This is a genomic window from Rhodococcus sp. ZPP (assembly GCF_017656075.1).
GTDB classification, from domain to species: Bacteria; Actinomycetota; Actinomycetes; order Mycobacteriales; family Mycobacteriaceae; genus Rhodococcus_F; species Rhodococcus_F oxybenzonivorans.
Genome location: NZ_CP058638.1, coordinates 3016874 through 3041010, shown reverse-complemented (window position 1 = coordinate 3041010; position 24137 = coordinate 3016874). Strand labels below are relative to the sequence as shown.

Annotated in this window: 22 protein-coding genes and 1 pseudogene; 6 read left to right on the top strand and 17 right to left on the bottom strand. The window is 65.9% G+C overall.

What is annotated here, in order from left to right; translation table 11 throughout:
* Positions 1–34: 34 nt before the first annotated feature.
* The 4 genes from dnaK (at position 35) to HYG77_RS14470 (ending at position 4655) form a co-directional block, all read left to right on the top strand.
* Complete coding sequence (gene dnaK, locus HYG77_RS14485; RefSeq protein WP_208963029.1) at positions 35–1885, top strand: molecular chaperone DnaK; 1851 nt, start codon at positions 35–37, stop codon at positions 1883–1885.
* Positions 1882–2475 carry a nucleotide exchange factor GrpE gene (gene grpE / locus HYG77_RS14480; protein ID WP_109325772.1) on the top strand — a complete coding sequence of 198 codons (594 nt, stop codon included), beginning with the start codon at positions 1882–1884 and terminating at the stop codon, positions 2473–2475. Before dnaK ends, grpE begins: the two co-directional genes overlap by 4 nt.
* 23 nt (positions 2476–2498) lie before the next feature.
* Positions 2499–3674 carry a molecular chaperone DnaJ gene (gene dnaJ, locus HYG77_RS14475; RefSeq protein WP_208963028.1) on the top strand — a complete coding sequence of 392 codons (1176 nt, stop codon included), beginning with the start codon at positions 2499–2501 and terminating at the stop codon, positions 3672–3674.
* Positions 3675–3773: 99 nt separating this feature from the next.
* On the top strand, positions 3774–4655 hold the full coding sequence (locus HYG77_RS14470; RefSeq protein WP_244461317.1) for a metallophosphatase: 882 nt from the start codon (positions 3774–3776) through the stop codon (positions 4653–4655).
* 14 nt (positions 4656–4669) lie between these two features.
* On the opposite strand, the gene folE is transcribed toward HYG77_RS14470, so the two are convergent.
* Both folE and HYG77_RS14460 read right to left on the bottom strand, forming a co-directional pair.
* Entirely contained in the window at positions 4670–5266 is a 597-nt protein-coding gene (gene folE / locus HYG77_RS14465) for a GTP cyclohydrolase I FolE (protein ID WP_208963027.1), read from the bottom strand.
* Between the two features lie 82 nt (positions 5267–5348).
* Complete coding sequence (locus tag HYG77_RS14460; RefSeq protein ID WP_208963026.1) at positions 5349–5837, bottom strand: DoxX family protein; 489 nt, start codon at positions 5835–5837, stop codon at positions 5349–5351.
* A gap of 92 nt (positions 5838–5929) precedes the next feature.
* Here HYG77_RS14460 and HYG77_RS14455 point away from each other — a divergent pair, with 92 nt between their 5' ends.
* Positions 5930–6604: a helix-turn-helix domain-containing protein gene (locus tag HYG77_RS14455; protein WP_208963025.1), complete on the top strand. Its 675-nt coding sequence runs from the start codon at positions 5930–5932 to the stop codon at positions 6602–6604.
* Between the two features lie 23 nt (positions 6605–6627).
* On the opposite strand, the gene HYG77_RS14450 is transcribed toward HYG77_RS14455, so the two are convergent.
* From HYG77_RS14450 to HYG77_RS14380, 15 genes and pseudogenes are all read right to left on the bottom strand, one after another.
* Positions 6628–7392, bottom strand: a complete 765-nt coding sequence (locus HYG77_RS14450; protein WP_208963024.1) for a GAF and ANTAR domain-containing protein — start codon at positions 7390–7392, stop codon at positions 6628–6630.
* A gap of 423 nt (positions 7393–7815) precedes the next feature.
* Positions 7816–8139, bottom strand: a pseudogene (locus HYG77_RS39595) (MerR family transcriptional regulator); the annotation flags it as partial.
* Between the two features lie 105 nt (positions 8140–8244).
* Positions 8245–8739, bottom strand: a complete 495-nt coding sequence (locus tag HYG77_RS14440; protein WP_208963023.1) for a hypothetical protein — start codon at positions 8737–8739, stop codon at positions 8245–8247.
* An 86-nt stretch (positions 8740–8825) separates the two neighbouring features.
* Positions 8826–9257, bottom strand: a complete 432-nt coding sequence (locus tag HYG77_RS14435; protein ID WP_244461316.1) for a J domain-containing protein — start codon at positions 9255–9257, stop codon at positions 8826–8828.
* Between the two features lie 69 nt (positions 9258–9326).
* On the bottom strand, positions 9327–9746 hold the full coding sequence (locus HYG77_RS14430) for an HSP20 family small heat-shock protein (protein WP_208963022.1): 420 nt from the start codon (positions 9744–9746) through the stop codon (positions 9327–9329).
* 129 nt (positions 9747–9875) lie between these two features.
* Positions 9876–11306, bottom strand: a complete 1431-nt coding sequence (locus tag HYG77_RS14425; protein ID WP_208963021.1) for an MATE family efflux transporter — start codon at positions 11304–11306, stop codon at positions 9876–9878.
* Complete coding sequence (locus HYG77_RS14420; protein WP_244461315.1) at positions 11303–12373, bottom strand: cysteine synthase family protein; 1071 nt, start codon at positions 12371–12373, stop codon at positions 11303–11305. Before HYG77_RS14420 ends, HYG77_RS14425 begins: the two co-directional genes overlap by 4 nt.
* A 9-nt stretch (positions 12374–12382) precedes the next feature.
* Positions 12383–13768, bottom strand: a complete 1386-nt coding sequence (locus HYG77_RS14415) for an alanine racemase (protein WP_208963020.1) — start codon at positions 13766–13768, stop codon at positions 12383–12385.
* Positions 13765–14751 carry an ornithine cyclodeaminase family protein gene (locus tag HYG77_RS14410; RefSeq protein WP_208963019.1) on the bottom strand — a complete coding sequence of 329 codons (987 nt, stop codon included), beginning with the start codon at positions 14749–14751 and terminating at the stop codon, positions 13765–13767. The genes HYG77_RS14415 and HYG77_RS14410 overlap by 4 nt, the downstream gene beginning before the upstream one ends.
* Complete coding sequence (locus HYG77_RS14405; RefSeq protein WP_208963018.1) at positions 14748–15794, bottom strand: TauD/TfdA family dioxygenase; 1047 nt, start codon at positions 15792–15794, stop codon at positions 14748–14750. The genes HYG77_RS14410 and HYG77_RS14405 overlap by 4 nt, the downstream gene beginning before the upstream one ends.
* Positions 15795–16023: 229 nt before the next feature.
* Complete coding sequence (locus tag HYG77_RS14400) at positions 16024–17439, bottom strand: ATP-binding cassette domain-containing protein (RefSeq protein ID WP_208963017.1); 1416 nt, start codon at positions 17437–17439, stop codon at positions 16024–16026.
* Positions 17436–18242, bottom strand: coding sequence for an ABC transporter permease subunit (locus HYG77_RS14395; RefSeq protein ID WP_109334790.1), 807 nt, complete (start codon positions 18240–18242; stop codon positions 17436–17438). Before HYG77_RS14395 ends, HYG77_RS14400 begins: the two co-directional genes overlap by 4 nt.
* A complete protein-coding gene (locus HYG77_RS14390) occupies positions 18239–19243 on the bottom strand; it encodes an ABC transporter permease (protein ID WP_244461314.1) in 1005 nt (334 codons plus the stop codon). The genes HYG77_RS14395 and HYG77_RS14390 overlap by 4 nt, the downstream gene beginning before the upstream one ends.
* Positions 19240–20766 (bottom strand): ABC transporter substrate-binding protein, encoded by a 1527-nt coding sequence (locus tag HYG77_RS14385; protein ID WP_208963016.1) that lies wholly within the window; start codon positions 20764–20766, stop codon positions 19240–19242. Before HYG77_RS14385 ends, HYG77_RS14390 begins: the two co-directional genes overlap by 4 nt.
* A gap of 390 nt (positions 20767–21156) precedes the next feature.
* Complete coding sequence (locus HYG77_RS14380; RefSeq protein ID WP_208963015.1) at positions 21157–22167, bottom strand: 2-hydroxyacid dehydrogenase; 1011 nt, start codon at positions 22165–22167, stop codon at positions 21157–21159.
* 364 nt (positions 22168–22531) lie between these two features.
* Between HYG77_RS14380 and HYG77_RS14375 the strand changes: the two genes are divergently transcribed.
* Positions 22532–24112 carry an ABC transporter substrate-binding protein gene (locus HYG77_RS14375; protein ID WP_208963014.1) on the top strand — a complete coding sequence of 527 codons (1581 nt, stop codon included), beginning with the start codon at positions 22532–22534 and terminating at the stop codon, positions 24110–24112.
* Positions 24113–24137: the final 25 nt, after the last annotated feature.

Sequence of the window (24137 nt, the reverse complement as noted above, 5' to 3'; positions counted from 1 at the left end):
ACACGCAGTCTTTCACTAACTGAGGAGGAGAAAAATGGCACGCGCGGTCGGTATCGACCTCGGTACAACCAACTCGGTCGTGTCAGTGCTCGAGGGCGGCGACCCGGTGGTGGTTGCCAACTCGGAAGGGTCCCGGACCACGCCCTCGGTGGTCGCATTCGCCAAGAACGGTGAGGTGCTGGTCGGCCAGCCCGCCAAGAACCAGGCGGTCACCAACGTCAGCCGGACGGTGCGGTCGGTCAAACGCGAGATCGGCACGCCGTGGACGGTGGAGATCGACGGCAAGAAGTACACAGCGCAGGAGATCAGTGCCCGGGTTCTGATGAAGCTCAAGCGTGACGCCGAGTCGTATTTGGGCGAGGACATCACGGACGCCGTGATCACCGTCCCCGCCTACTTCGAGGACGCGCAACGGCAGGCCACCAAGGAAGCCGGCCAGATCGCCGGCCTGAACGTGCTGCGCATCGTCAACGAGCCCACTGCCGCGGCACTCGCCTACGGACTGGACAAGGGCGACAAGGAACAGACCATCCTGGTGTTCGACCTCGGCGGCGGCACCTTCGACGTCTCACTGCTCGACATCGGCGAGGGTGTCGTCGAGGTTCGCGCCACCTCCGGCGACAACCACCTCGGTGGTGACGACTGGGACCAGCGCATCGTCGACTGGCTGGTCGACAAGTTCAAGGCCCAGAATGGCATCGACCTGACCAAGGACAAGATGGCGCTGCAGCGCCTGCGTGAGGCGGCGGAGAAGGCGAAGATCGAGCTGAGTTCCTCGCAGAGCACCTCGATCAACCTGCCGTACATCACCGTCGACGCGGACAAGAACCCGTTGTTCCTCGACGAGCAGCTCTCCCGCAGCGAGTTTCAGAAGATCACCTCCGATCTGCTCGACCGCACCCGTGCCCCGTTCCAATCGGTGATCAGGGACAGCGGTATCGCGGTCAAGGACATCGACCACGTCGTGCTCGTCGGTGGTTCCACCCGCATGCCCGCCGTCTCCGACCTGGTTCGGGAGCTCACCGGCGGTAAGGAACCGAACAAGGGTGTGAATCCGGATGAGGTCGTCGCGGTGGGTGCTGCCCTGCAGGCCGGTGTCCTCAAGGGTGAGGTCAAGGACGTGCTGCTCCTCGACGTCACGCCGCTCTCGCTCGGTATCGAGACCAAGGGTGGGGTGATGACCAAGCTCATCGAGCGCAACACCACCATCCCGACCAAGCGGTCCGAGACCTTCACCACGGCCGACGACAATCAGCCGTCGGTGCAGATTCAAGTGTTCCAAGGTGAGCGCGAGATCGCCTCGCACAACAAGCTGCTCGGCTCGTTCGAGTTGGCGGGTATTCCGCCGGCTCCGCGCGGGGTGCCGCAGATCGAGGTCACCTTCGACATCGATGCCAACGGCATCGTGCACGTGACGGCGAAGGACAAGGGCACCGGCAAGGAGAACACCATCAGGATCCAGGAGGGCTCCGGACTGTCCAAGGAAGAGATCGACCGGATGATCAAGGATGCCGAGGCCCACGCGGCCGAAGACTCCCGACGGCGTGAGGAGGCCGAAACGCGGAACCAGGCCGAGTCGCTGGTGTATCAGACCGAGAAGTTCATCAAGGACAACGACGACAAGGTTCCCGAGGACGTCAAGGGCAAGGTGCGGTCGGCGATCAAGGAAGTGCATGATGCTCTGGCCGGCACCGACATCGGGGCGGTCAAGTCCGCGGTCGAGAAGCTGGCCACGGAGTCCCAGTCCTTGGGTCAGGCACTGTACGACACCCAGGCGCAGCAGGGCGGCGCGCCCGGCGGCGACGGGACCACGGGGTCCGATGGATCCGAGCAGGTGTTCGATGCGGAGGTGGTGGACGAACCGGGGAGGGAGGATGCGCGATGAGCACTGAGCGCACCAACGGGGAAAAACCACCGCGAGAACCGATTTCGATCACCGATAAACGCCGGGTCGATCCGGAGACCGGGCAGGTTCGAGAGCACACGCCCTCGCGCCCCCCGGTCGCCGGCGGCCGGAGCCAGTCCGCCGCCGGTGGGAAGAGGGGCGCGCCCGACGAGGATCGAGTAGCGGAGCTGACCGCCGATCTGCAAAGACTGCAGGCCGAGTTCGCAAATTACCGGCGGCGGGTCGAACGCGATCGGCAGGTCACGGCCGAGATCACGAAGGCTTCCGTAGCGGAAAAGTTCCTCGGGATCCTCGACGACCTCGACCGGGCACGCAACCACGGCGACCTCGAGCACGGACCACTGCGCGCTATCTCGTCCAAGATCCGGGCAACGCTTGCTGACCTGGGGGTGGCCGCATTCGGCGAGGAGGGCGATCCGTTCGATCCGACTCTGCACGAGGCAGTTCAGCACGAGGGCGACGGGCACGAGCTCGTCGTGGGAAGTGTGCTGCGTCGCGGCTACAAATTCGGTGACCGCAAGGTGTTACGGACGGCGATGGTTACCGTGGTGGACGCTCACCGATCGTAGGGATTGTGGAAGGAGGATGCCCGGTGACGCAGCAGGAATGGTTGGAGCGGGACTTTTATGCCGATTTGGGCGTCCCCTCTGGTGCGTCGGCGGACGAGATCAAGAAGGCGTACCGGAAGCTGGCCCGCGAGCTGCATCCGGACGCCAATCCGAACGACTCCCGCGCCGAGGAACGGTTCAAGTCGGTCAGTGAGGCGCACGCCGTGCTGTCGGACCCTGCCAAACGTAAGGAGTACGACGAGACGCGGCGGCTGTACAAGGCAGGAATGTTCGGTAACACGGGATTCCGCCCAGGCCCGACCGGCACCTCCCGTATGAGCGATTTCGACCTCGGCGATCTTTTCGGGAACGGATCGCACTTCACGACTGCCGATGCCGGCTCGATGAGTGACGTGTTCGGTGATCTGTTCCGGAGTCGCCGACAGACCACCCGGGCGCGCCCACGTCGGGGTAGCGATATCGAGACAGAGACACATCTGTCCTTCCGGGATGCGGCCAACGGTGCGGTTGCACCCTTGCGCATCAGTGGACCGACCGTGTGTACCACCTGTCACGGCAGCGGGTCTCGTCCGGGAACTCATCCGCGTCGGTGTCCCTACTGCGGTGGTTCCGGCGTGCTCAACCGGAACCAAGGCGGGTTCGGATTCAGTGACGCCTGCGACGAGTGCCGTGGCACCGGCTCGGTGGTCGATTCACCGTGCACGGACTGTCACGGAGCCGGAGTCGCGAACCGCACCCGCACCATCTCGGTGCGCATCCCCGCCGGGGTGAGTGACGGGCAACGAATCCGGCTTCCCGCACAGGGTGAGCCGGGTCTGCGGGGCGCGCCGTCGGGCGACCTGTACGTGAATGTGCAGGTGGATCCCGACCCCGTGTTCGCCCGTGCCGGTGACGACCTGACGGTGACCGTACCGGCGACGTTCAGCGAATTAGCCCTGGGCACAACGATCTCGGTTCCCACTCTCGACGGTCGTGTCAGCGTGAAGATTCCACCGGGTACCCCGACCGGTCGGACCTTCCGATTACGTGAGCGTGGCGTACCGCGCCGCAGCGGACCACCCGGAGATCTGTTGGTGACCGTGGAGGTCGCCGTGCCGTCCCGGTTGGATCAGCATGCGGTCGATGCGCTGCGCACGTACGAGAAAGCCGAGAAGTCCGCGGGATTCGATCCGCGCGCCCACTGGCCCGGTCGCGGATGACGCTCATGACGATCACCCCACTCGGTACCGAGGTTGGTGCGCCGGCGGAATGGGTATCTCCTACACGATGATGGGGGATTTCCGGAACGGAGGTGGGCTGTGGACAGCTTCCTGGCCACCCCAAGGCGAGTGGCGGTCGCCGGGGACTGGCATGCCGACACCGACTACGCCGTCGGCGCTATCGCCCGTGCGGGAGCCCGCGCCGCCGATGTGATCGTCCAGCTCGGCGATTTCGGTTACACCTTCCGCCCCACTTACCTCGACAGCCTCGACGCCGCCCTCGCGGAGGAGGGCTTGGTCCTCGGCTTCGTCGATGGCAATCATGAGGATTTCGACTGGCTGTTGCAACAACCGATCGCCGACGACGGACTGCGGTACCTGCGGGAACGCATCGTCCACCTGCCGCGCGGGCTGCGCTGGCAGTGGGGTCAGCTGCGGTGCCTGGCTGTCGGCGGGGCCTGCTCGCTCGACAAGATACTGCGGACCCCGCACACCTCGTGGTGGCCGCAGGAAGCCCTGAGCGCCGACGAGGTCGGCGCCATCAGCGCCGCTGGTGGCGCCGAGGTGATGTTCTGCCATGACTGTCCCGCCGGAATAGCCGTTCCCGGGTCGGCTCGTCGTGAGGCCGGGGTGCCACCCGACGAGTTGCGCGCGACGGCAGAGAACCGTGATCGACTGCGGATGATCGTCGACGCGGTTCGGCCGATTCGGTTGTGGCACGGACATTTTCACCAGCGCTACCAAAGCCTCCTCGACGGCGGGGGCTATCGCACCGTCATCGACGGGTTGGGCCGCAACAGCGATCCGATCGATAACAACATGGTCGTCGTCGATGTGGCGGCGCTCGGCAGGCACGTCGCGGTGACACCCGCGTCCGGCGACGGACGGGTCAACCCGTTCGCCGACGCGGACGCCGTTACCCCCACGCGGCCGCTCAACCGGGTTCTCGAGTCCAGGCGCCGAGGAGAAACTCCGGCTTGACCGTAGATGCTGGGTCAGCTGTTGACACCAGCCAGGGAGAAGAACTCCTGGCGTGAGCGGGGATCCTCGCGCAGCGCACCGAGGAGCGTCGACGTGACGGTGGCCGACCCTAGTGATTGCACGCCGCGCAGCGTCATGCAACTGTGCTCAGCTTCGATGACGACCCCGACACCGCGGGGGTGCAGTTGCTCGTCGAGCCAATCGGCGATCTGCTTGGTCAGCCGTTCTTGAAGCTGTGGCCGGCAAGCGAAGTGTTCTGCCACCCGGGCGAGTTTGGAAAGCCCGATGATGCGCTCACCGGGGAGATATCCGATGTGGACGGTGCCGACGAACGGCAGGAGGTGGTGCTCGCACACCGACCTGAGCGGGACGTTTCGGATCAGGACGAGCTCGTCGTAGTTCTCGTCGTTCGGGAAGGTGGTCAGATCGAACGCCCTGGGGGTGAACAATTCCGCATAGCCGTGGGCCATGCGCCGGGGAGTCTCGCGCAGACTCTCGGAAGTCAGGTCGACCCCGAGCGCTTCCAGGAAGGTTGCGGCCGCATCTTCGGCGGCAGCGAGGTTCCTTCCGGCGGCAGGGGGCAGAATATGGAGTGTCGCGTTCGAGGTCATGACCGAGTCCTTCTGAGAGCAGTGGGGTGTCCACCCGACGGGCCGGAGACTCGTCGAGTGGACGGGAAACTGAGGATGTCGGTTACGCGGCTGCGAAGTTCGTGGCCGGTGCAGTGCGTCGGTGCCACGCCGGGTCGTATACGTAGGCCAGTCGGCCGAGGGTCACTGCCGCGAGCATCAGGCCGAAGTCGCGCAGTGCGATGTCGTAGAAGCCCGGGTTGCTCAGCAGGTTGACGATGATCCCGGCGAGCCAGGCGGCGACGATGTAGGCCGCGTATCGCGGTTTGATCGCGACCGCGATCCCGGCGACGATTTCGATCACTCCGACCACCAGCATGGTCTGGTGGGCGCTGAGGGGGCCGATATCGACGATCCAGGGTGCCAGGTAGTTCTCCCAAGTGGTGAGCAGATTGGTGAACTTGTCGAGGCCCATGACGATCGGCAGCACGGTGAAGCCGATGCGTAGCAACAGGAATGCGCCATAGGCGGGGTCGCTGCGTGCGCGTTGAACGGCGGCATCGAGGGAATGTTCAGAGACTGCTGACGAGGAGCGTGGCGTCGGGGCGTTCATCACTGATCCTTCTGTAAAAGTAATAGGAACTGTTTTTAGAATCCGCCCGCTCGCACCTATTTGTCAATAGTTCTTGGTGATAGAGTTGAGGCATGTCCTCCACAGCCCGATCCGCTGCGCCGGCGGCTCTGGCGGCGCTGAGTAATCTGGACGATCCGTTGCGGCGCAAGCTGTACGAGTATGTGACCGAAAGCGCCACGCCGGTATCCCGTGAGGAAGCGGCCGCAGCCGTCGAGATCGGTCGAACCCTCGCGGCCTATCACCTCGACAAGCTCGCCGATGCCGACCTGCTGACCATCAGCTACCAGCGGCCTGCCGGCAGGAGTGGTCCCGGGGCCGGGCGTCCGGCGAAGCTGTATGCCCGGGCCACGAAGGAGATGGCCGTCAGTGTGCCGCCGCGGGACTACGAACTGCTCGCCCGGTTGCTCGTTTCCTCGGTGGAACAGGATGCCAGCGGAGCCGTTCGGAACGCGGTGAACGAGGCTGCGCTCGATGCCGGACGGCGATCTGCCGCCGAGTCCGGGGGCAACCTTCTGGCAGCGCTCCGAAGCTGCGGCTATCTGCCTCAGGTAACTGACGAAGGCCGCGTCGAGTTACGTAACTGCCCGTTCCATCTCGTCGCCCAGGACCATCTGGACGTGGTGTGCGGGCTGAACTTACGGCTCGTCGAGGGGATGATCGCCGGAAGCGCCGAACCCAGTGCGCGGGCCGTACTCGATCCGCGACCCGACCGGTGCTGTGTAGTGGTCGACCCTTCGGAGTCCTGACTGTCTGCCTCGACCCGAACCGATCACGACGACGGCGCAGTGAAGTTGCGCATGAAGTTCCGGGCTACTTCGTGAACTTTCGTGTTGGTGCGTTGGGAGATCTCGGCGAGCCGTTCGAATGCCTGGTCGCTCGAGATTCCGTGGATGGCCATCAGTACGCCCTTGGCCTGATCGATGTCGGCGCGTGACCTCAGTGCATTGTGAAGCTGGAGGACTTGGTCGTGTGCGCGCTGCCAGCGGAGTGCATTGGCGATGGCCGCCGAGGCCGCCGAGGTGAGCAGCCGCACCAGTTGTTCGTCGAAGGGGTCGAACGCTTCCGTGCGATAGCTGTACACGTTGAGAGATCCGATGAGTTCGGAGTGGTGGGCTCGGTCGGCGAGGAGAACGGGTACCGAGAGGTAGGCGTGAATTCCGGCCGCCTCTGCTGCGGCGGTGAATTCGGGCCATTCTTCTCGGTGTCGGCCGACGACCGCGCGAACCGTCTCTCGTGTGTGGGCGGCTTGTAGGCAGGGCCCACGGCCCACGGCGTACTGGCGTTCGTCGATGGCGGCGACAGCGGCGTCGGTCGTGGCAACTGTGTCCGGAACGCCATCGACGAGGCGGGTCACGCTGGCGGCATCGGCCTCGGGGAGTGCCGTGACGGCTGTATGAGCCACTCGTTGCAAGGCCGTCTCGAGTGGTTCGCAGGCGACGGTCTCGTCGCGCAGCGCATTCAGCGCTCCGGTGACCACGTCCAAAGCGTGCGTTACCTCGGTCAGCGACAATCCCCCGATAGATTGCTCGGGCATCTCGCCCTCCTCGAGGGGTGTCGGGACTGGTCGACCTGACACAGCGCCTCTCGCCGCTATGGTCTCGACGTTGCGCAGTGAGACCGTGTGCGAGATTGTTCATCCGGCAGTTTTCTGCTGCGTCGAGGCCTATTCGTCGGCGATTTCTCGGTCGTCGTCCATGGGCACCGCGAAAGCCTGTTCCCACGCGTCGGCCTCGGGTGCGTCCCACCTGCCAGAGGTGGGTGGTATCAGCTCGGCGACGGGCGCTGCCGACTGCTGTTGTTCGAGTCTGTCGGCCTCGGGAGCGTCCCACGACGACCGCGAAGTCACGGGCTGCTCGTCGGCGATCGAGCGGCTCCCTGCATCGGTGGGGTCGGCGGGTTGTGCTTGCTCGAGCTGGTCGGCTTCCGGAACGGCATCGGAGAGATCGATGTCCATGGTCGGTGTCCTTTCTGCTCGTAGCTGGGCGTTGTCAGCAGCGAGGCGGGTGTTGTCCCGTTGAAGTTTCTCGGTGCGGCGCTCGAGGTCCAGAATTCGGCCGATTCCGGCCAGGTTGACGCCGGCCTCTATCAGCTCGGAGACCCGCTGGAGGCGTGCGAGGTCGTAGTCGCTGTAGCGGCGGTTACCTCCGCTGGTGCGTGCCGGGGTGACCAGTCCGTACTGCTCGTAGAAGCGCAGCGTTTGGGCAGCGATGCCCGACAGTTCGGAGGCGACGGAGATGCCGTAGAGGCCGCGCCGGGATTTCGGAAGGATTTTCTTCGGCATAACACCTCCTCGGAGCGGAATTCTCGCTGCCTTCGTCTAACCGATAATACTCCGCACGCTGTAATAAACCTACAGTAAATGCTGCAGGTATGTGGTTTCTCGCCGTCACCGGGGCGGCAGGTCGGGAAAGGTGGAGGTCTCGGCGTCGAGCATGGCGTTGAGCCAGACCAAGGCCTCGACCAGAGTGGTGGCCCGCACCGCTGGATCGGATTCGCGTTCGGCCGCCGCGAGCTGCGCACGGGCAGCGGCGCGATCGTCGGCCAATAACGCCAGCACTGACCGCCCTACCCGGCCCTGTCCGGGAGGCAGATCGCCGGCACCCACCGTTCGGCCCGCGGTGGTACGGACCTCGAGGACGAAGGATTCCCCATCCGCCGCCGCGCCCAGGCGCGCGACGACCACGTCCGCGAGCGCGGTGACAATCCAGGTCAGTACATCCCCGTAGAGGGCCGGCCGAGACAGCGAACTCCCGGGCGACTGCACAAGCGGGGACAACTCCGCAGAGAGCGCCGCGTAGTCTCGATCGGCGACCAGCGCGATCAGATGTCCGGCGACAAACCTTGCCTCCGGATACGCCCGGCCACCGCCGTCCGAAGCCATGAGCGACGAATACCCATCTCGACGGGGAGCACGCACCCAGGGCTGGATCAGGCAGGTCGGATCCGGCGTTCGTTACCGCGCAATCGTCAACGGTGACGCCGGACCGGCCCGGCCCGGAACATCGGTGTCGGGTCGCTCGATGCGTGGTGCCGGACGCGAATAATCGTTGAGGGGATCCCTGCGCTCGATGGCGCAATCAGGCTCTGCCGGTCGTATTCGGCGCGACGGAGCGGGTCACGGAGCACGGCGTACGCGGCCAGTAGGTGTTGCAGCGACTCGTCCGAAGGCTGGGTGTCGAGTGCGGCTTCGCGGGTGTCGGGGTGGAACTGCCGCAATCTGCGCCGGTACGCGCTGGTGATCTCGCTCTGGGTTGCGGTGCGTGGCAGCCCGAGGATGTCGTAGAAGTCGGTGCGGGTGTTCATGATCCGCGGGTCTCCGGTACCGGCGCCGCGAATGGGGTCCAGGGTGCCGGCAGTGGGAGGGGGCGAGGCGATCCGGTCGTACCCACAGTCACCCACCTGAGCAGGACGACGGCCTGCGGCGTGGTGTCTTCCGGTGTCATCGCGCTCGCCCCTCCCCGGTCAGGGTCAGGCGTTGACTGCCTTCTTCTCTGTGTTGGTACCGATTTCGATCTTGCGCGGCTTGGCCTTCTCGGCGACAGGGATGGTCAGGGTCAGCACCCCGGCGTCGTAGCGAGCCTCGATCCGGTCGGTGTCGAGGTTCTCACCGAGGAACAGTTGCCGGCTGAACACGCCACGTGGCCGTTCGGCCGCGACCATTTCCTTGTTCTCGTCCCGACTCGGCCGTTCAGCGTGCACGGTGAGGACGTTGCGTTCGACGTCCAGGTTCAGCGAATCGGCGTCCACTCCCGGCAGGTCGAATTCGACGATGAACTTCTCACCTTCTCGCCAGGCGTCCATGGGCATCACTGCCGGGCGGGCAGCGGTACCGAGGATCGACTGGGTCAAACGGTCGAGGTCGCGGAACGGATCTGTGCGCATCAACATCGTGTCCACCTCCAGAAAACCCTCTCGTTGTGACAGGTTACCTGCAGCAGATGCTGTAGATTCGTTATAGCATCTGTCGTAGTTGAAAACAAGAGATCTGGCAAGAAAATTCCTGGTGGGAGTCCTTTTCTAGTTCTTCCGGACTCGCGAAGCGGGCTGAGTCTCGATCGTCCGTAGACGCTGCTGGAACGTGCGTAGCAACAGGATCGCCGCGGTCAGCAATCCGCAGGACAGGCCGATCCACATGCCGTAGGTGTCGAGGCCGAACCCGAAGGCGAACAGAAGGCCCACCGGCAAACCCACCAGCCAATACCCAATGAGGGTGATCCCGAAGCTCGAGGCCGTATCACCCACGCCGCGCAGCAGTCCGATACCGATGTTCTGGGCGGAGTCGGCGAACTGCTGGAAGATCGCGATCGCGAGGAGCACCGTCGCGATGGACACGGCCGTGGTGTCCGAGGTGTCCATGAACAGCGACAGCACCCAGGTCGGTGCCAGGAGATACACGACACCGACGACCGCGATGACGATTGCCGCGTGGGAGAAGGCGACTCGGGCGGTCAGACGCGATTTGATCGCCTCACCGAGTCCGACGAATCGACTGACCAGGATCGACGAACCGTGCGAGATGCCCACCGACACCTGGAAGACGATGTAGGTGAGCTGGTTGACCACGGTATGGGCGGCCAGAGCGGGAGCGCCGAAGCTGCCGATGATCACCGCGGTCACCGAGAACAGACCCGCCTCGCTGCCGTAGGTTCCGGCGATCGGGACCCCGAGGCGGAGGATCGTCCGTACGGTCTCGGGCCGGGACCGGTGGATGGCAAGACTGAGCATCGGCGACAGCACGTCGTCGCGGCGCACCATGGCCGCGAAGATCCCGAAGGTCAGCAGGTACACCAGCGAGGTGGAGACACCGATGCCCGGCAGGCCGAGGGCGGGAAGCCCGAAGGTGCCGTAGATGAAGGCCCAGTTGAGGGCGATGTTGAAGAGCACCGACAGGATGGTGATCACGAGCAGCGCCTTGGGCCGCCGCATGCCGACGGTGAACTGGCGGATCACCTGGAACCACAAGCACGGCACCAGGCCCGGAGCGAGCGCGATGAGCATCGGCAACGCCATGTCGAGAACCTCGGCGTCCTGGCCGACGAACCGGAGACCGTAACCGAGCCCGACGAGCAGGATGCCGCCGACGATCCCGGCGACTGTGGCGATGAGGAAGCTCGACCGGACGATGTCGCGAACTTCCTCCGCGGTGGCCTCGGACGGTGTGGTGTCGCCTGTCCGCTCACCGCGGCCGACAGCCCCGGAGATGAGGTTGCCGACGGCGGTCACCAGCCCGACGCCCATGGTGCGCAACTGATTGAACAAGGTGATGGCCAGACCGCCTGCCGCCAGGGCCTGGATGCTGATCAAGCCCATCATCACGGTGTCGGTGGTGGTGAGCGCCACCTGCGCGAGCTGGGTCAGGGCGATCGGCGTAGAGAGATAGGCGAGTTCGCGACTGGTCTGCCGGTAACTCTGTGTGGGCGCGATGGTTCCTGTGCTTCCGTGTGTCATGCGTACTCGATCGGCGACTGCTCGCGGGCGGACCGGCTTGCCGGTACTCCGGCCGCATCGAGCTTTTCGTCCACGTGCAGCTCGGCGGCGAGGTCGAGGAGCTCGTGGCGTGTCATCCATTCGTCGTCGAAAACTGTATCAAGGTACTTCTCGCCACCGTCGCAGACGATCGTGACGACGGTGCTGCCGGCGGGCAGCGTCGGGAGGACATCGAGTGCGGCGAAGATGGCGCCGCCGGACGAACCACCGACCATCAGCCCGTTCCGCCGGGCCACAGCCCGAGCGGTCGCGAAGGCGTCGACATCGGACACCTTGACGCCCTGGTCGAGGAGCGAGTAATCGACTGCGGTTCCGATGGTGGCTCCGGGAGGAGTGCCGGTGCCCGACTGGTGGTACAGCCCACCGGGTCCGCCGAAGGCGATGGAACCGACGGGTTCGACGCCGATGACGGTGGTCGACTGCCCGAGCCGCCGCAGTTCGCGCGCCGTCCCGAACAGCGAGCCGCCGGTTCCGACCGCGCAGACCAAGGCGTCGATCGGCGAGGCCGCGTCGTCGAGGAGCTCCGCGGCGAGGGCGCGGTAGCCCACGGCGTTGCTCGGGTTGTTGTGTTGCTCGGGAAACCACCCGTCCGGATCCGCCGCGGCCATCTGCTCGGCGAGGTCCTCACGTGCCGAGGTGGCGAGCTCGGTTTCGCCGTCCTCGGTGACGAAGTGTAAGTGGGCGCCCATCGCCCGCATGGATCGCAGCTTCTCGGCGCTGGCGTGGTTGTCGACGACGGCGGTGAAGCGGTATCCGCGTTCCGCCGCGACCACAGCCAGCCCCAGTCCCGTGTTGCCCGAGGTGGATTCGATGATGTGGCCTCCGGGACGCAGCAGCCCCGCGACCTCGGCGTCGATCACCATCTGGCGCGCCATACGGATTTTCATGGACCCGGTCGGATTGAACTGCTCGAGTTTGAGGAGATAGCGTGTCCCGTTTTCGAGGGTGCACAGCTGTAGTAGGGGAGTGGAACCGATCAGATCCGACACTCGGCTGACGACGCGGGCGGTAGTGGCAATGGTCTCCACTGTGTTCTCCTAATTGCTGGTGGGGCGGTCGAGTTCCCAGGCGGGTCGGCCGTCGACGAGTGTGATGACGACCTTGGGCGGGACGGGGGTGTCGTGAAACGCGGACTCGTTCGAGTCCATCTGGTAGCCCGCGGTGTTGTGGTACACCAGGAAATCGCCTGGGGCGGGTCGGTGCGGGAACTCGATCACTCGCCAGGTCAGCATGTCCGATTCCAGACAGGTCGCGGCGCCGACCGACGCGAAGAACGGGATGCGGTCCTCGGCGGGCGTCGTTGCGGACACCAGCTGAGGGTCCGGGAGGAATTCGGTGTCGAACCACTGTTCGGACAGGCTCAGGCTCGTGCCGTTGACGACGATCATTCCGGGATCACGTTCCTTGACTCCCAGCACGGGGAACACGGTGACCCCGGCGCGGTCCAACAGGGCGCGACCCGGTTCGGCGAAGAACGAGATGCCGTGGTCCTGGCTTAACTGGGCCAGCGATTTTCGTCCCGATGCGGGTTCGGTGAGGATGGCCCGCAAGGCGTGCGCTCCGGTGATCGCCGAGTGGTACGGGTAGTAGCTGTCGAAGCGCTTACCGGCATGAAATGCGTGGGCCGATTCGCCCATGAATCGCTGCCAGTCCTCCTGCGGGACATAGCTGATGGGGTACCCGCCGCCGAGGCTGATCGTTCCGGCAGCGAGCCCCTGCGCGCGGGCGGCACGGAGGCGTTCGACCAGTTGGCCGGCCTGATCGCGACGCTCGGGAATGCTGTACCCGGAGAGGTGGAAGCTGTACCCGAGCATCGTCACGTCAGCCGAGCAATCGAGCGCAAGCTGTTCGGCATACCGCAATTCGTCGTCGTTCATCCCGAATCGGCTGGTCTCCGGCTGCGGAAGAACGCGGAAGAGGACCCGCACGCCCAGTCCGTCGGACAGATCGGCGAGTGCCCGGAGCTCGCTCGGAGAATCGATGGTGACGACGGCGTCGTGCCGCACGGCCAGAGCGAGGAGCTCGGCCGGCTTGGCGGGACCGGTGATCAACAGGTCGCTGCCCCGTACCCCCGCCGAGAGGGCTTGACGAAATTCCCCGGCGCTGGCCACATCGATACCGAAGGTGCCCGAACGTCCGGCGCGGCGGTCTGTGGTGACGAGATCGGCGACGGCATCGGCGAAGGCGTTCGCCTTGTTGGCCTTCTTCCCGAAGTAGACGGTCCCGTCCACCCCGGCATCGTCGAAGACGGCCGCGAAGCTGCGGGCGTTGTGCGAAAACTGTGCCGGGTCGAGAAGATGCACGGGCCCACCGCCGAATCCCCGCACGAGGGCGCGCAACAGCGACGGGTCCGCGGTGACGGTGTCGGTCCAGGGGGTGGTCAATGCCGGCAGTCGCACCGACCGCAGGATGCTTCGGGTCATGACCACAACTCCAACGGGCTGCCGAGGCCTTGCTCACGTGCCTTGTGTGCGAACAGGAGTCCGAGCGCGATGTCGGTGACCACGAGTCCGCTGTTGTAGGCGAACACCCGGTCCGTCGCGGAAAGGCGGGGCGCCGCCCGGCCGGCCAGAATGTCGGGCAGTTCAGCATTCACCGAACGCAGGACACCGTCCGGGCCGGCCATGTCGGTACCGGTGGTACGCATCTGTTCGGCGTTGGTGGCCACCACGTAATCCGCGCCCGACAGGGTCGATGGCGACAGACCGTAGCCGACGAGGATGGAGAGCGCTCCAGGGGCGAGCCAGTCGGCTTCGATCCGCGCGGGCGTCGCTTCACCGGCCACCGCGAGGATCACATCGGCCCGACGGGCGGACGCCTCCAGGTCGGTACTGACCGTGACCGTGCGGTCCGGGTACTGACGAGCCAATTCTTCTCGGACCGCGGCAATTCCGTCCGGATGTGTGCCGAAGAGTTCGAGGTGGGTGAACTGTGGGTGGGCGGTGAGGGCCAATGGCAGCGCGAACCGCCCCTGCGTTCCGGAACCGACGACGAGCACGGTGGACGCGCTCGGTGCCGCGCAGGCCCGGATGATCAGCCCCGATACGGCCGGTGTGCGCAGGGCGCCGATGCGTCCGCAATCCATCAGGGCGATAGGGAGTCCTGTGGCGTCGTCGTACAGCGACAGCGTGGTGTAGTAGCGCTTACTCGTACGATCCCGGTCCGGGTCGAACTTGTAAGAGGTCTTGAAAGCCACGGTGGAGCTCTGCCCGTCCCGAGCGAGCATCGAGTAGGCCACCGAATGTTTGTCGGCGGGAGCGACGGTCAGTTTCCCGGGATTCGTCGACTCTCCCGCCGCCAGCGCGCTGTACGCCTGCTCGACCGCGGCGAGCACCTCACCGGAGGACACCTCGACCTTGTCGAGATCGCTCGCCGTCAGCGTCAGGATCGGATGGGGTGCGCTCATCGGCTCGCGCTCCTGACGGAGTAGATCGGATGAACTCCCGACGGGTCGACGACGTCCTCACCGTACCCGTCCTCGAAGTCCTCGGCGGAGGGTCGATGCCGGCCCGGGACCCGCACGTTGATGCGCTTGAGCCACCGGTCCGTGCCGTCGTAGCGGGGTGTGAAGGGAACCCGCCCGTGCACTATGACGTCGTTGTCGATCATCAGCACCTCCCCGGCGTCGAGGGAGATCGTGCGGGCATGGCGTGCGAGTTCGTCGGACAGTCGGGCGTAGGCGCGCCGATACCGTTCGGGAGCCGTGCCGAGTGGTGTGTAGGCCGGATCGTAACGCAGGCACAGCCCGTCCTCACCGACCCAGAGTGTCGGCAGCGCAAGAGCATTGGCGCCGGGTACTGCCGTGGGCACGCCCGCCGCCGGGTTGGTCTCGTAGGAGGCGTCCGGAAGGATCGGCACCGTGGCGCTGGCGAGTTCGACGAACTCGGCAGGTTCGAGTTCCACTTCCCGGACCGAGGAGATGGTCGTGCCGATCCGGTCGTGATTACGCATCCCGCCGAGCAGAAGGAAGTGGCACCGGCCCGGGTGGAATGCGTCCTCGGTGTGCGGTTCGAGCAGGACGGTACTGCTCGCCCCCGTCTGTTCCGTCTCGTGTCCCGGAGACGGCACGATGTTGTTGACCAGGCGACCCTCCTGCTGGCCGGACCACCCGAAGGGGGCGCCGACGACATGCGCGAGCAGCAGCATCAGCACGTCCCACTCGGCCGTCCGGTGGGGGTCCACGTCGTTCCATCGCACGGGGGTGGGACCGATTGCCCGATCGTCGATCTCGAACCCGGACAGCACCTGGAATCCGAGCCCGCGCGGCTCCATCGTGCACGCCTCGCGGACCTCGGCGGGCAGCGTTCTCGCGATGTCCGCTGCCTCACCGATCAGATCGGGATTGTCGACGGTGCCGTACGCCGACACCACCGCCGCGAGAAGGTCTGCAGTGGCCGCCGCTCCGGCAACCGAGATGGCACGCGTGGTCAGTGTTGATGCTGTGGGCATGGAGTATCCAACTTTCGGTCAGACGATCGAGAACCGTCGTTGCTGAGAAGAAAGTGTTGTGTGAGTGCGAGATTCGAAAAGGCTCACGGCCGGAATCAGTGTATGGGAAGGCTAACCTCATTTTAGGCCAACCGAAACCTTCTGTGCGACAGATCACACTACTGGACGGATTAGCGTATTCCTATGTGGCAGTGTGCTTTAACGATTGATTACCTTCGGATTCGACGGGTCAGCGCAGCCGGTCGGCCGCGGCGTATGAACCGGATTCGACTACCCGTCCGTCGTCGATCACGAGTACGTCCCGACAGTATCGGGCCGCGAGTTCCAGATCGTGAGTGATCACAATCAAGCTCGTATGTCGCTCGTGCATCGTCCCGCGAAGCACATCCATAACGGACTGCGCGGTAGCGGCATCGAGCGCCGATGTCACCTCGTCGCAGATCAGGATGTCGGGTTCTGCAGCCAGTGCGCGCGCGATCGAAATGCGTTGGCGCTGACCGCCGGAAAGTTCGGAAGGGTAACGAGCGGCGAATGCCCCGGTGAGCCCCACGGTGGCGAGCAGCGCGGTGACCGTGCTGTCGAGGTGGGCCCTCCCGCGGACACCTCGACGCCGCAGGGGGCGGGCGAGGGTATGTCCCACGGTGTGAGCGGGATTGAGTGTCGACAGCGGGTTCTGCGGGATGAGCTGTATCCGGCCGCGCAGCGACCGTGGCCGGCGGGCGATCGGAAGTCGGAGCGGTGCCTCGTGAAGCCGCATCGTTCCGGTCGCGGCCGATTCGAGGCCGGCGAGCACCCGCGCCAAAGTCGTTTTCCCGGCTCCTGATTCGCCGAGAACTGCGGTCGCCTCACCCGGGTGGACCGAGAGATCCACACCCGCCAGAACAGCTCTACCGCCACGGACGAGACCGAGGCCGGATGCGGACAGCACGGCGGAACCGCGTGGAGTCTCTGCCGTCGTGGCAGTGGTGTGCACCCTGGTGGTGACGGGGACGCCCAGGTGCACGGTGTGATCCGCGAGTTCGTGCAAGATCGTGGTGTCGTGACCGGACACCGCGACTGCGACACCGGTGTCGGCGAGACGGCGCAGGACGTCGGCGACTTCGCGCCGCACACGCCCGTCCAATCCGGCGAACGGTTCGTCGACAAGGAGTACGTCGACACCTCGTATCAGGGCCCGGGCGAGCGCCACCCGCCGCTGCTGGCCGCCCGAGAGGGCGCCCGGACGGCGATGCAGAACCGAGGCGGGTAACTGCACACGCTCCAGGACGCGGGCCGGTTTGTCGGGGTCGCGGGTGGCGGCGACTTCGCGGAGCAGCGCGCCTACTCGCATGGTGGGGTTCAGGGCCGATCCGGGATCCTGTCCCACGAAAGCCAGGTGTGCCCGGCGGAGTCGGCGCAGGGGTTCGGGCTCCATCGTCAGTACGTCGTGCCCCAGTACTCGGAGGCTGCCGGACTCGCGGCGGGCTCCGGCCGGAAGGTATCCGACGATTGCCTGCAGGAGTGTTGTTTTCCCCGATCCGGATTCACCGGTGATTGCGGTGACCGTGCCGGGGCGCAGGGTGATCGACCCGCCCTGCAAGAGCGGCGCCGCCGTGCCGGCGGCGGTGATGGTCAGGTGTTCGGCGACCACTGCCGGATCCGTCATACCTGCACCCCCTGCCGGCCGGTCCGGGCAGCGGCGATGGCGAGATTGACGCTGACCGCGAGCAGCCCGATCGCGAGGCTGGGTGCGAGAACCGACCACGGGTTGAGCAGGGCCCCGGAGCTGTTCTCCCGGACCATCAGAGCCCAGTTGGAATCCCCGAGCGCCGTCGGCAACTGGAGGAACGCGGCAGTACTCACGAGGTACATCGCCTCCACGAAGCGGAGGCCGAGCTGGGTGGTCACCGTGATACGCAGGTTCGGGAGTACCTCGCGGAATACGAGATACGCAAGGCGCTCGCCACTCGCGGCGGCGACTTCGATGTATCCCGATGCGGCGACACCACTGGCGGCGGCGGCGAAAACCCGCGCGGTGTAGGGCGTACCGACGACCACTGCGATCAGGACCAGGCCGGCGGCGCCCGAGCTCGGCCACGACAGCATCACGAGCAGGATCGCGAGGATCGGCGGAAGCAGCATCAGGGCGTCGGTGGACCGTTCGATGATTGCGCCGACCCGGGGCCGCAGAGCCGCAACGGTACCGATGACGGCCGCCAGCGCCGTGACGAGGACGGCGATCACCGCGGCGAGCACGAGCAGTCCCCACCCCCCGACGAGGAGGTGCGTCAAGACGTCCTGGCCGAGGTGATCAGTGCCCAATGGCGCCGCCGTAGACGGCTCGGCGTAGGGAATGTCGACACCGGCGTCCACCGCGTGCGGTGCGAGGAAGGGGCCGAGTACCGCCAGCGCGATGACGGCGGCAGCGGGCAGCGCGAGCAGCGCAGGACGCATCCAGGGCCGGCTCATGCGCGCCCCCGGACCGACCACGCGCGCAACAGGTCCGCGGCCAGCAGTACACAGGTGATTGCGGCACCGGTCAGTGCGACCACCGAGGCGACCAGTGCCGCGTCACGGTCGGCGACCGAACCGGACAGGACGGAGCCGATGCCGGGATAGTTGAAGATCGTTTCGACGACCAGCGCGCCCCCGAGCAGCATTCCGACGGAGGTGGCCAGGGAGGTGGCGATGGTCGGAAGCGCGATCGGCAGGATATGGCGTAGCAGTACGTGCCGGTGGGGCAGGCCGTCGAGGACGGCGGCGAGCACGTGTGGCGCCTGCGCGGCCTCGTGCAGGGCTGCACGCGTCACCCGAATGTTCCACCCGGACTGAGGGATTGCCAGTGCGATGACGGGCAGCACCAGCATGGAGGAGTCCAGGGGGCCGCCTGCCGAATCGGTGATCGTCACGGCCGGAAACCAGCCGGTTCCCAGCGAGAAGGCAAGGACGAGCAGGGTGGCGATGACGAATTCGGGAACCGCGATCACCATCGTGGTGGCCGGTGACAGGACGCGGGCGCCGGCACTGCGCGGGCGCAACGCCCACAGAGCACCACCGAGCAGCGCCGCCATGGTGGTCAGGGCCAGTGCGAGCCCCCCGAGCAGCAACGTGCTCGGGAATGTGGACGCGAGTATCTCGGTGATCGGGGTGCCACGCACCGTGGTTCCGAGGTCACCCGTGAGCAGCCCCTTGAACCAGATCAGGAATCGCACCGGCAGTGCCCGGTCGAGTCCCAGCGACTGCTCGGCAGCCGAGATCTGTTCCTCGGTGGCATCACGGCCGAGGGCTGCGCGCGCCGCGCTTCCCGGGAGGAAATCGATGGCGACGAACACGAGGACCAGGACGAGTACCAGGATCGACACCCGTTGGGCGAGCACCACCGAGACCCGCGTCCCGAAGGTGGTGAACCGACGGGCGTCGGCCGCCACGACTGTGGCGGCCGACGTGGCCCTGGTGGTGGACTCGCTCAACTCGACAGCCAGGTCTTTTCCAGTTGTACGCGTCCGTATCCGCCGAGTTGGGGCAGGCCCTGCACCTTCGAGGAGGCGACGTCGACTCCGTCGGCCATGCCCCACACCAGGTAACCGCCTCGTGCGTATTCGATCTCCTGCAGAGTGCGACTCGCCTTGGCGTAGGTGTCGTCGTCAGGAGCCGCCAGCGCCTCGAGGTAGGCGGCGTCGAACTCGGGATCGCGGAACCCGGATTCGTTCCACTTGGTGCCCGAATACATCACCTTGCTGGCGAAGAAGATGACGGAGTCGTTGGTGCCCCAGTTCGCCGTGTACAGCGGAGCCTTCAGCCAGGTTTCGTCGTAGAACGCGTTGGCATCCTGCGTGACCACGTCGATCGTCACACCGATGTCCCGGGCCTGGGTGGAGAACAGCTTGGCGGAGTCGACCTCACCTGCCGCTTCCTCCTTGGTGAAGAGGGTGTACGTCTGGCCGGTATCGAAGCCGGCCTCGCGGAGCAGCTGCTTCGCCTTCTCGATATCGCGGCTACGCTGTTTCAGCGACCAGTCGTAGGTGGGATCGCCGGTGCCCAGCACGTCGTTGGCGACGGTGCCGTACCCGGACGTCACCTGCTTGACCATGGCGTCCCTGTCCACGGCGAGTCGAAGTGCCTCACGCACCCGGGGATCGGCGAACGGACCGTCGGACGTGCGCATGACGATGGGGATCACGACGTCGTTGGGACGGCGTACCACCGTGAGGTTGTCGCGCCCGTCGGCGGTGCGGCCCGCCACGGCTCCGACGTTGGAAGCGAGGTCGATCTGCTGAGCAATCACCGCGTTGGCCATCGCCGTGGTGCTGTCGAAGCGCGTCACCTCGATGGCCTCGAGGAGCGGGGTGCCGCCGTGCCAGTTCTCGTTGCGCACCAGGCGCGCGTTCCCGTCGCGGTACGACTCCAGCTTGAACGGTCCCGTACCCACCGGCGTGGTGAAGTCAGTGGTGTCCTTCTTCACGACGAACGTCATCAACCGCAGCAGGAGGGGAAGCTCGCGGTTCGGTGCGGCGGTGGTGATCACGACGGCCGAGGGGCCGTCGGAGACGATGTCCTCCACGGAAGCAACAGGAACCTTGGTCTCGCCGGCGATTTCTCGCAGGCGCCGCAGCGACCACACCGCGTCCTCGGAGGTCACCGGTGTTCCGTCGTGGAACGTCGCGCCCTCGGCGAGCGTGAACTTCCACTTGCGGAGATCCTCGAGCTGAGTCCATTCGGACGCCAGGCGCGGTGCCACGTTGGGGTTTTCGCCGGGGACGGTGAGTGCGTCGTATACCAGCGAGGTGATCAAGAAGTCGCTGTCATTGCTCAGCGTCTGATGGGGGTCGCGTTCGATCTTCGACGGCTGTCCCAGTGCGCCGACCCGCAACGTGCCACCGGAACTGGGGTTTCCGGATCCCTCCGAAGACTCGGAGGAACTACAGGCAGCAAGGGCGATCAACGCCGTCGTGCCGAGTCCGGCAGAGATGAATTGCCGACGGGAGAAAGTCACGTGTGCACACCTTCGAGTTCAACGAACACCAACAAAGCATGGAATGCATAACCTAACTTGTCGGCGCCTGTAAACAGGGCGGTGTTTCCGGCGGGATGCTCCGCCGTGGTCTGGCGGGGGGTGCAGTCGCGACTGTTCGGGTCACGGCCCCATTCCGTCCGCGCAACGCGATGCCTGGCTGAGCGGGAAAAATCCCGAACGGCGTTCAAGTCGCGTACGAAACTGGACGAGTGACAGGTTATGTCGCCCCGGACGTCGACTGTGAGGGAACTCACAGCCCTCGACTTCGGTCGGCGGAAACCGAGACTTCGGTTCTCCGTAACTCCGCATCACCGCGTGGCCGGTCGCGAGCTCCGGTCGCTCCGAACGTTTATGTACGCGCCCGGTTACTCAGCGGGCGAGTACCTTCGGCTGCACCACCGGGGTGGTCAGTGTGCCCGAGGTGAGGAAGTCGTCGAGGTTGCGCAACGTGAGCGCCTCCATGGCGGCTCGGGTTTCGACGGTGCCGCTCCCGACGTGGGGAAGGAGGACGACGGTGTCGAGGGCCAGCAGCGCCTCGGGAGTGTGCGGCTCGTCGGTGAATACGTCGAGACCCGCCCCCGCCAGGCGTCGTTCGGTGAGCAACTCGACGAGTGCCTCTTCGTCCACGACCGTGCCGCGGGCAACGTTGATCAGATAGCCGTCAGGACCGAGCGCCTCGAGCGCGGCGCGGTCGACGAGCTTCGCGGTGCACCGACCTCCCGCCGCTGCCACCACGAGTACGTCGACGCCGGCGGCGAGGTCCACCACCGAACCGACGTACGTGTACGCAGAGCCGGGCACCTCGTGCCGGTTGTGGTACGAGATCGAGCAACCGAATCCTTCGAGTCGGGTGGCGATCGCCGAGCCGATTCTCCCCAGCCCCACGATGCCGACGCGGGTGCCGCTCACCTTGCGGGTCAAAGGGAAGTTGCCGTCCACGGGCCACCGCCCCGCTCGCACGTAGCGGTCAGCGGCCGAGAACCCTCGAAGGGTGTCGATCAGCAGTCCGACGGCGGTGTCGGCAACGCAGTCGGTGAGCACGTCCGGAGTGTTGCTCACGCCGATGCCGCGTTCCTCGGCGAGCGCGACATCTGTTGTGTCGTAACCGACTCCGAAGTGCACGATCGCCCCGAGGCGGGGGAGGGCGGTCATCAACGTCGCATCGACTCCGGTCCGGCCGGATGTGACCACCGCAGTGACGGACTCGGCGTGCTCGCGCAGGAAGTTCGACCGCCCGTCGCCCATGGGCAGGTCGAGTGCGTTGTACCGCTCCGTGAGCGTCGCCGCGAGGGAGGGCTTCAGCGGTCCGACCATCAGCACTCGGCCGAGGTGAACATCCTGCGCCGCAATCGAATTCGGAGAAGCCTCTGCCGTCGCCATTCAGTCCTCCTCGCACGAGGTGGAGCGAGTCTCCACGCATCGGGATACTCGAACGTTAAGCCGGGCCCCAATGCCTGTCCAACACGTAAATAACATGGACCGATACCGAAACGGCATGATTGACGGCCTCTCTGGCTACGGTAAGGGGGAGCGCCACCGGATATCCGCCGGTCACGGGCCTGCCCGGGGGTGATCGCAGTCTCCTCGGCGGACGTCATGTGACGGGGCTCACCTGGCCTTTTGGTGCGGCAACCTCGACTTACCGCTGTTGACGCTGTTCCGGGCCGCTTCTAGCGTGTGTCTACCGTCACAGACGGGCCCTCTTCATTCGCGGACAGTCGCGACACATCCTACGGAGGACACCATGAGCCCTGCACGTTCGCTGCAGCAGGGAACCCGTTACCGCGCCGCCATTGCAGCCACGGCCGCGATGACGGTGTCGGCGCTGGCCGCCGGCTGCTCGGTGGCCAATTCGAACCACAGCGATGCAGCCAGCCCCGACACGCTGCGCATCGTGCTCCCCCAGGAGCCGCCCACGCTCGAACCCTGCGACGCGTCCCTCACCTCGACCGGTGTCGTGGTGCGGTCGAACATCACCGAACCTCTGGTCGAGCGCAATGCCGACTCGGGAGACCTCGAACCGAAACTCGCCGAGTCCTGGGAGCAGACGTCCGGGAACGTGTGGACGTTCCGCATCCGCCCCGGCGTGACGTTCAGCGACGGCAGCGTGTTCGACGCCGCGGACGCCGCCTTCTCGATCGACCGGGCCGTCAACTCCACCATCGGCTGCGATGTGGACGGGTACGTCTTCGGTGACGACCCGCTGGTGGTCGCGGCGGTCGACCCCGGAACGGTAACGGTGACGACGCCCACCGCCGATCCCATCCTTCCGCTGCGGATCTCGTTCGTGGAGATGGTGCCCACCACCACGGACGCGCAGGACAAGGTGCGGGAACCCATCGGAACGGGTCCATACCGGGTGGACTACTGGGACCACGGCCAGCGCCTGTCGCTGGTCCGGAACGACACTTACTGGGGTTCGATGCCCGAGTATGCGCGCGCGATCTACCAGTGGCGCACCGAGGGCAGTGTGCGCGCCGCCATGGTCACCAATGACGAGGCGGAACTCGCCACCTATCTGGGCCCGGAAGACGGGGCGGGCGACCTGGGGGTCGCGTACCCCAACAACGAGACGACGGCGCTGCGGATGCAGGCGAACGAACCGCCGCTCGACGACTACCGCATCCGCGAGGCGATCGACTACTCCGTCAACCGCAGCGGCATCGTCAAGGCGCTCTTCCAAGGGCTCGGCGATCCGGCAGCGCAGCTGGTCGGCAGCAGCATCGTCGGATTCGATCCGGCTCTGCAGCCCACGCCGTACGACCCCGGCCGGGCGGCCGCTCTCGTCGCCGAGGCGAAGGCCGACGGCGTCCCGGCCGACAAGGAAATTCGGTTGATCGGCCGCACCGGTCAGTTCCCGAAGATCAACGAGACCATCGAGGTCATCCAGAACGCGCTCAGCGAGGCGGGTCTCAACGTCAAGATCGAGATGATGGACACGGCCGGGCAGATGCAGTACCAGATCCGCCCGTTTCCCGACGCCGGTCCGGTGCTGCTGATGATTCAGCACGGCAACCAGGCGGGTGACGCGCAGTTCACCGTCGACCAGTACATGCGCAGTGACGGTTACCAGAGTTATTTCGGCACAGACACATACGACGCGCGGATCGACGCAGCCGAAGAGCTCGTCGGGGACGCCCGCCAGGACGCCTTCGCGGCGGTCCTCGCGGACGAACCGACAGAGCTCCGCCAGTTCGCGTACATCGCACACATGAATGCGGTGCTCGCCAAGTCACCGTCCGTCCGGTACGAGCCGAACTCGGCGACGGGAGACGAGATGCGCTTGAGCGAGATGACCCGCGCCGACACCGATGCGAGCAGTTAGCCCCTCTCCCCAGCCCACCCGGAGG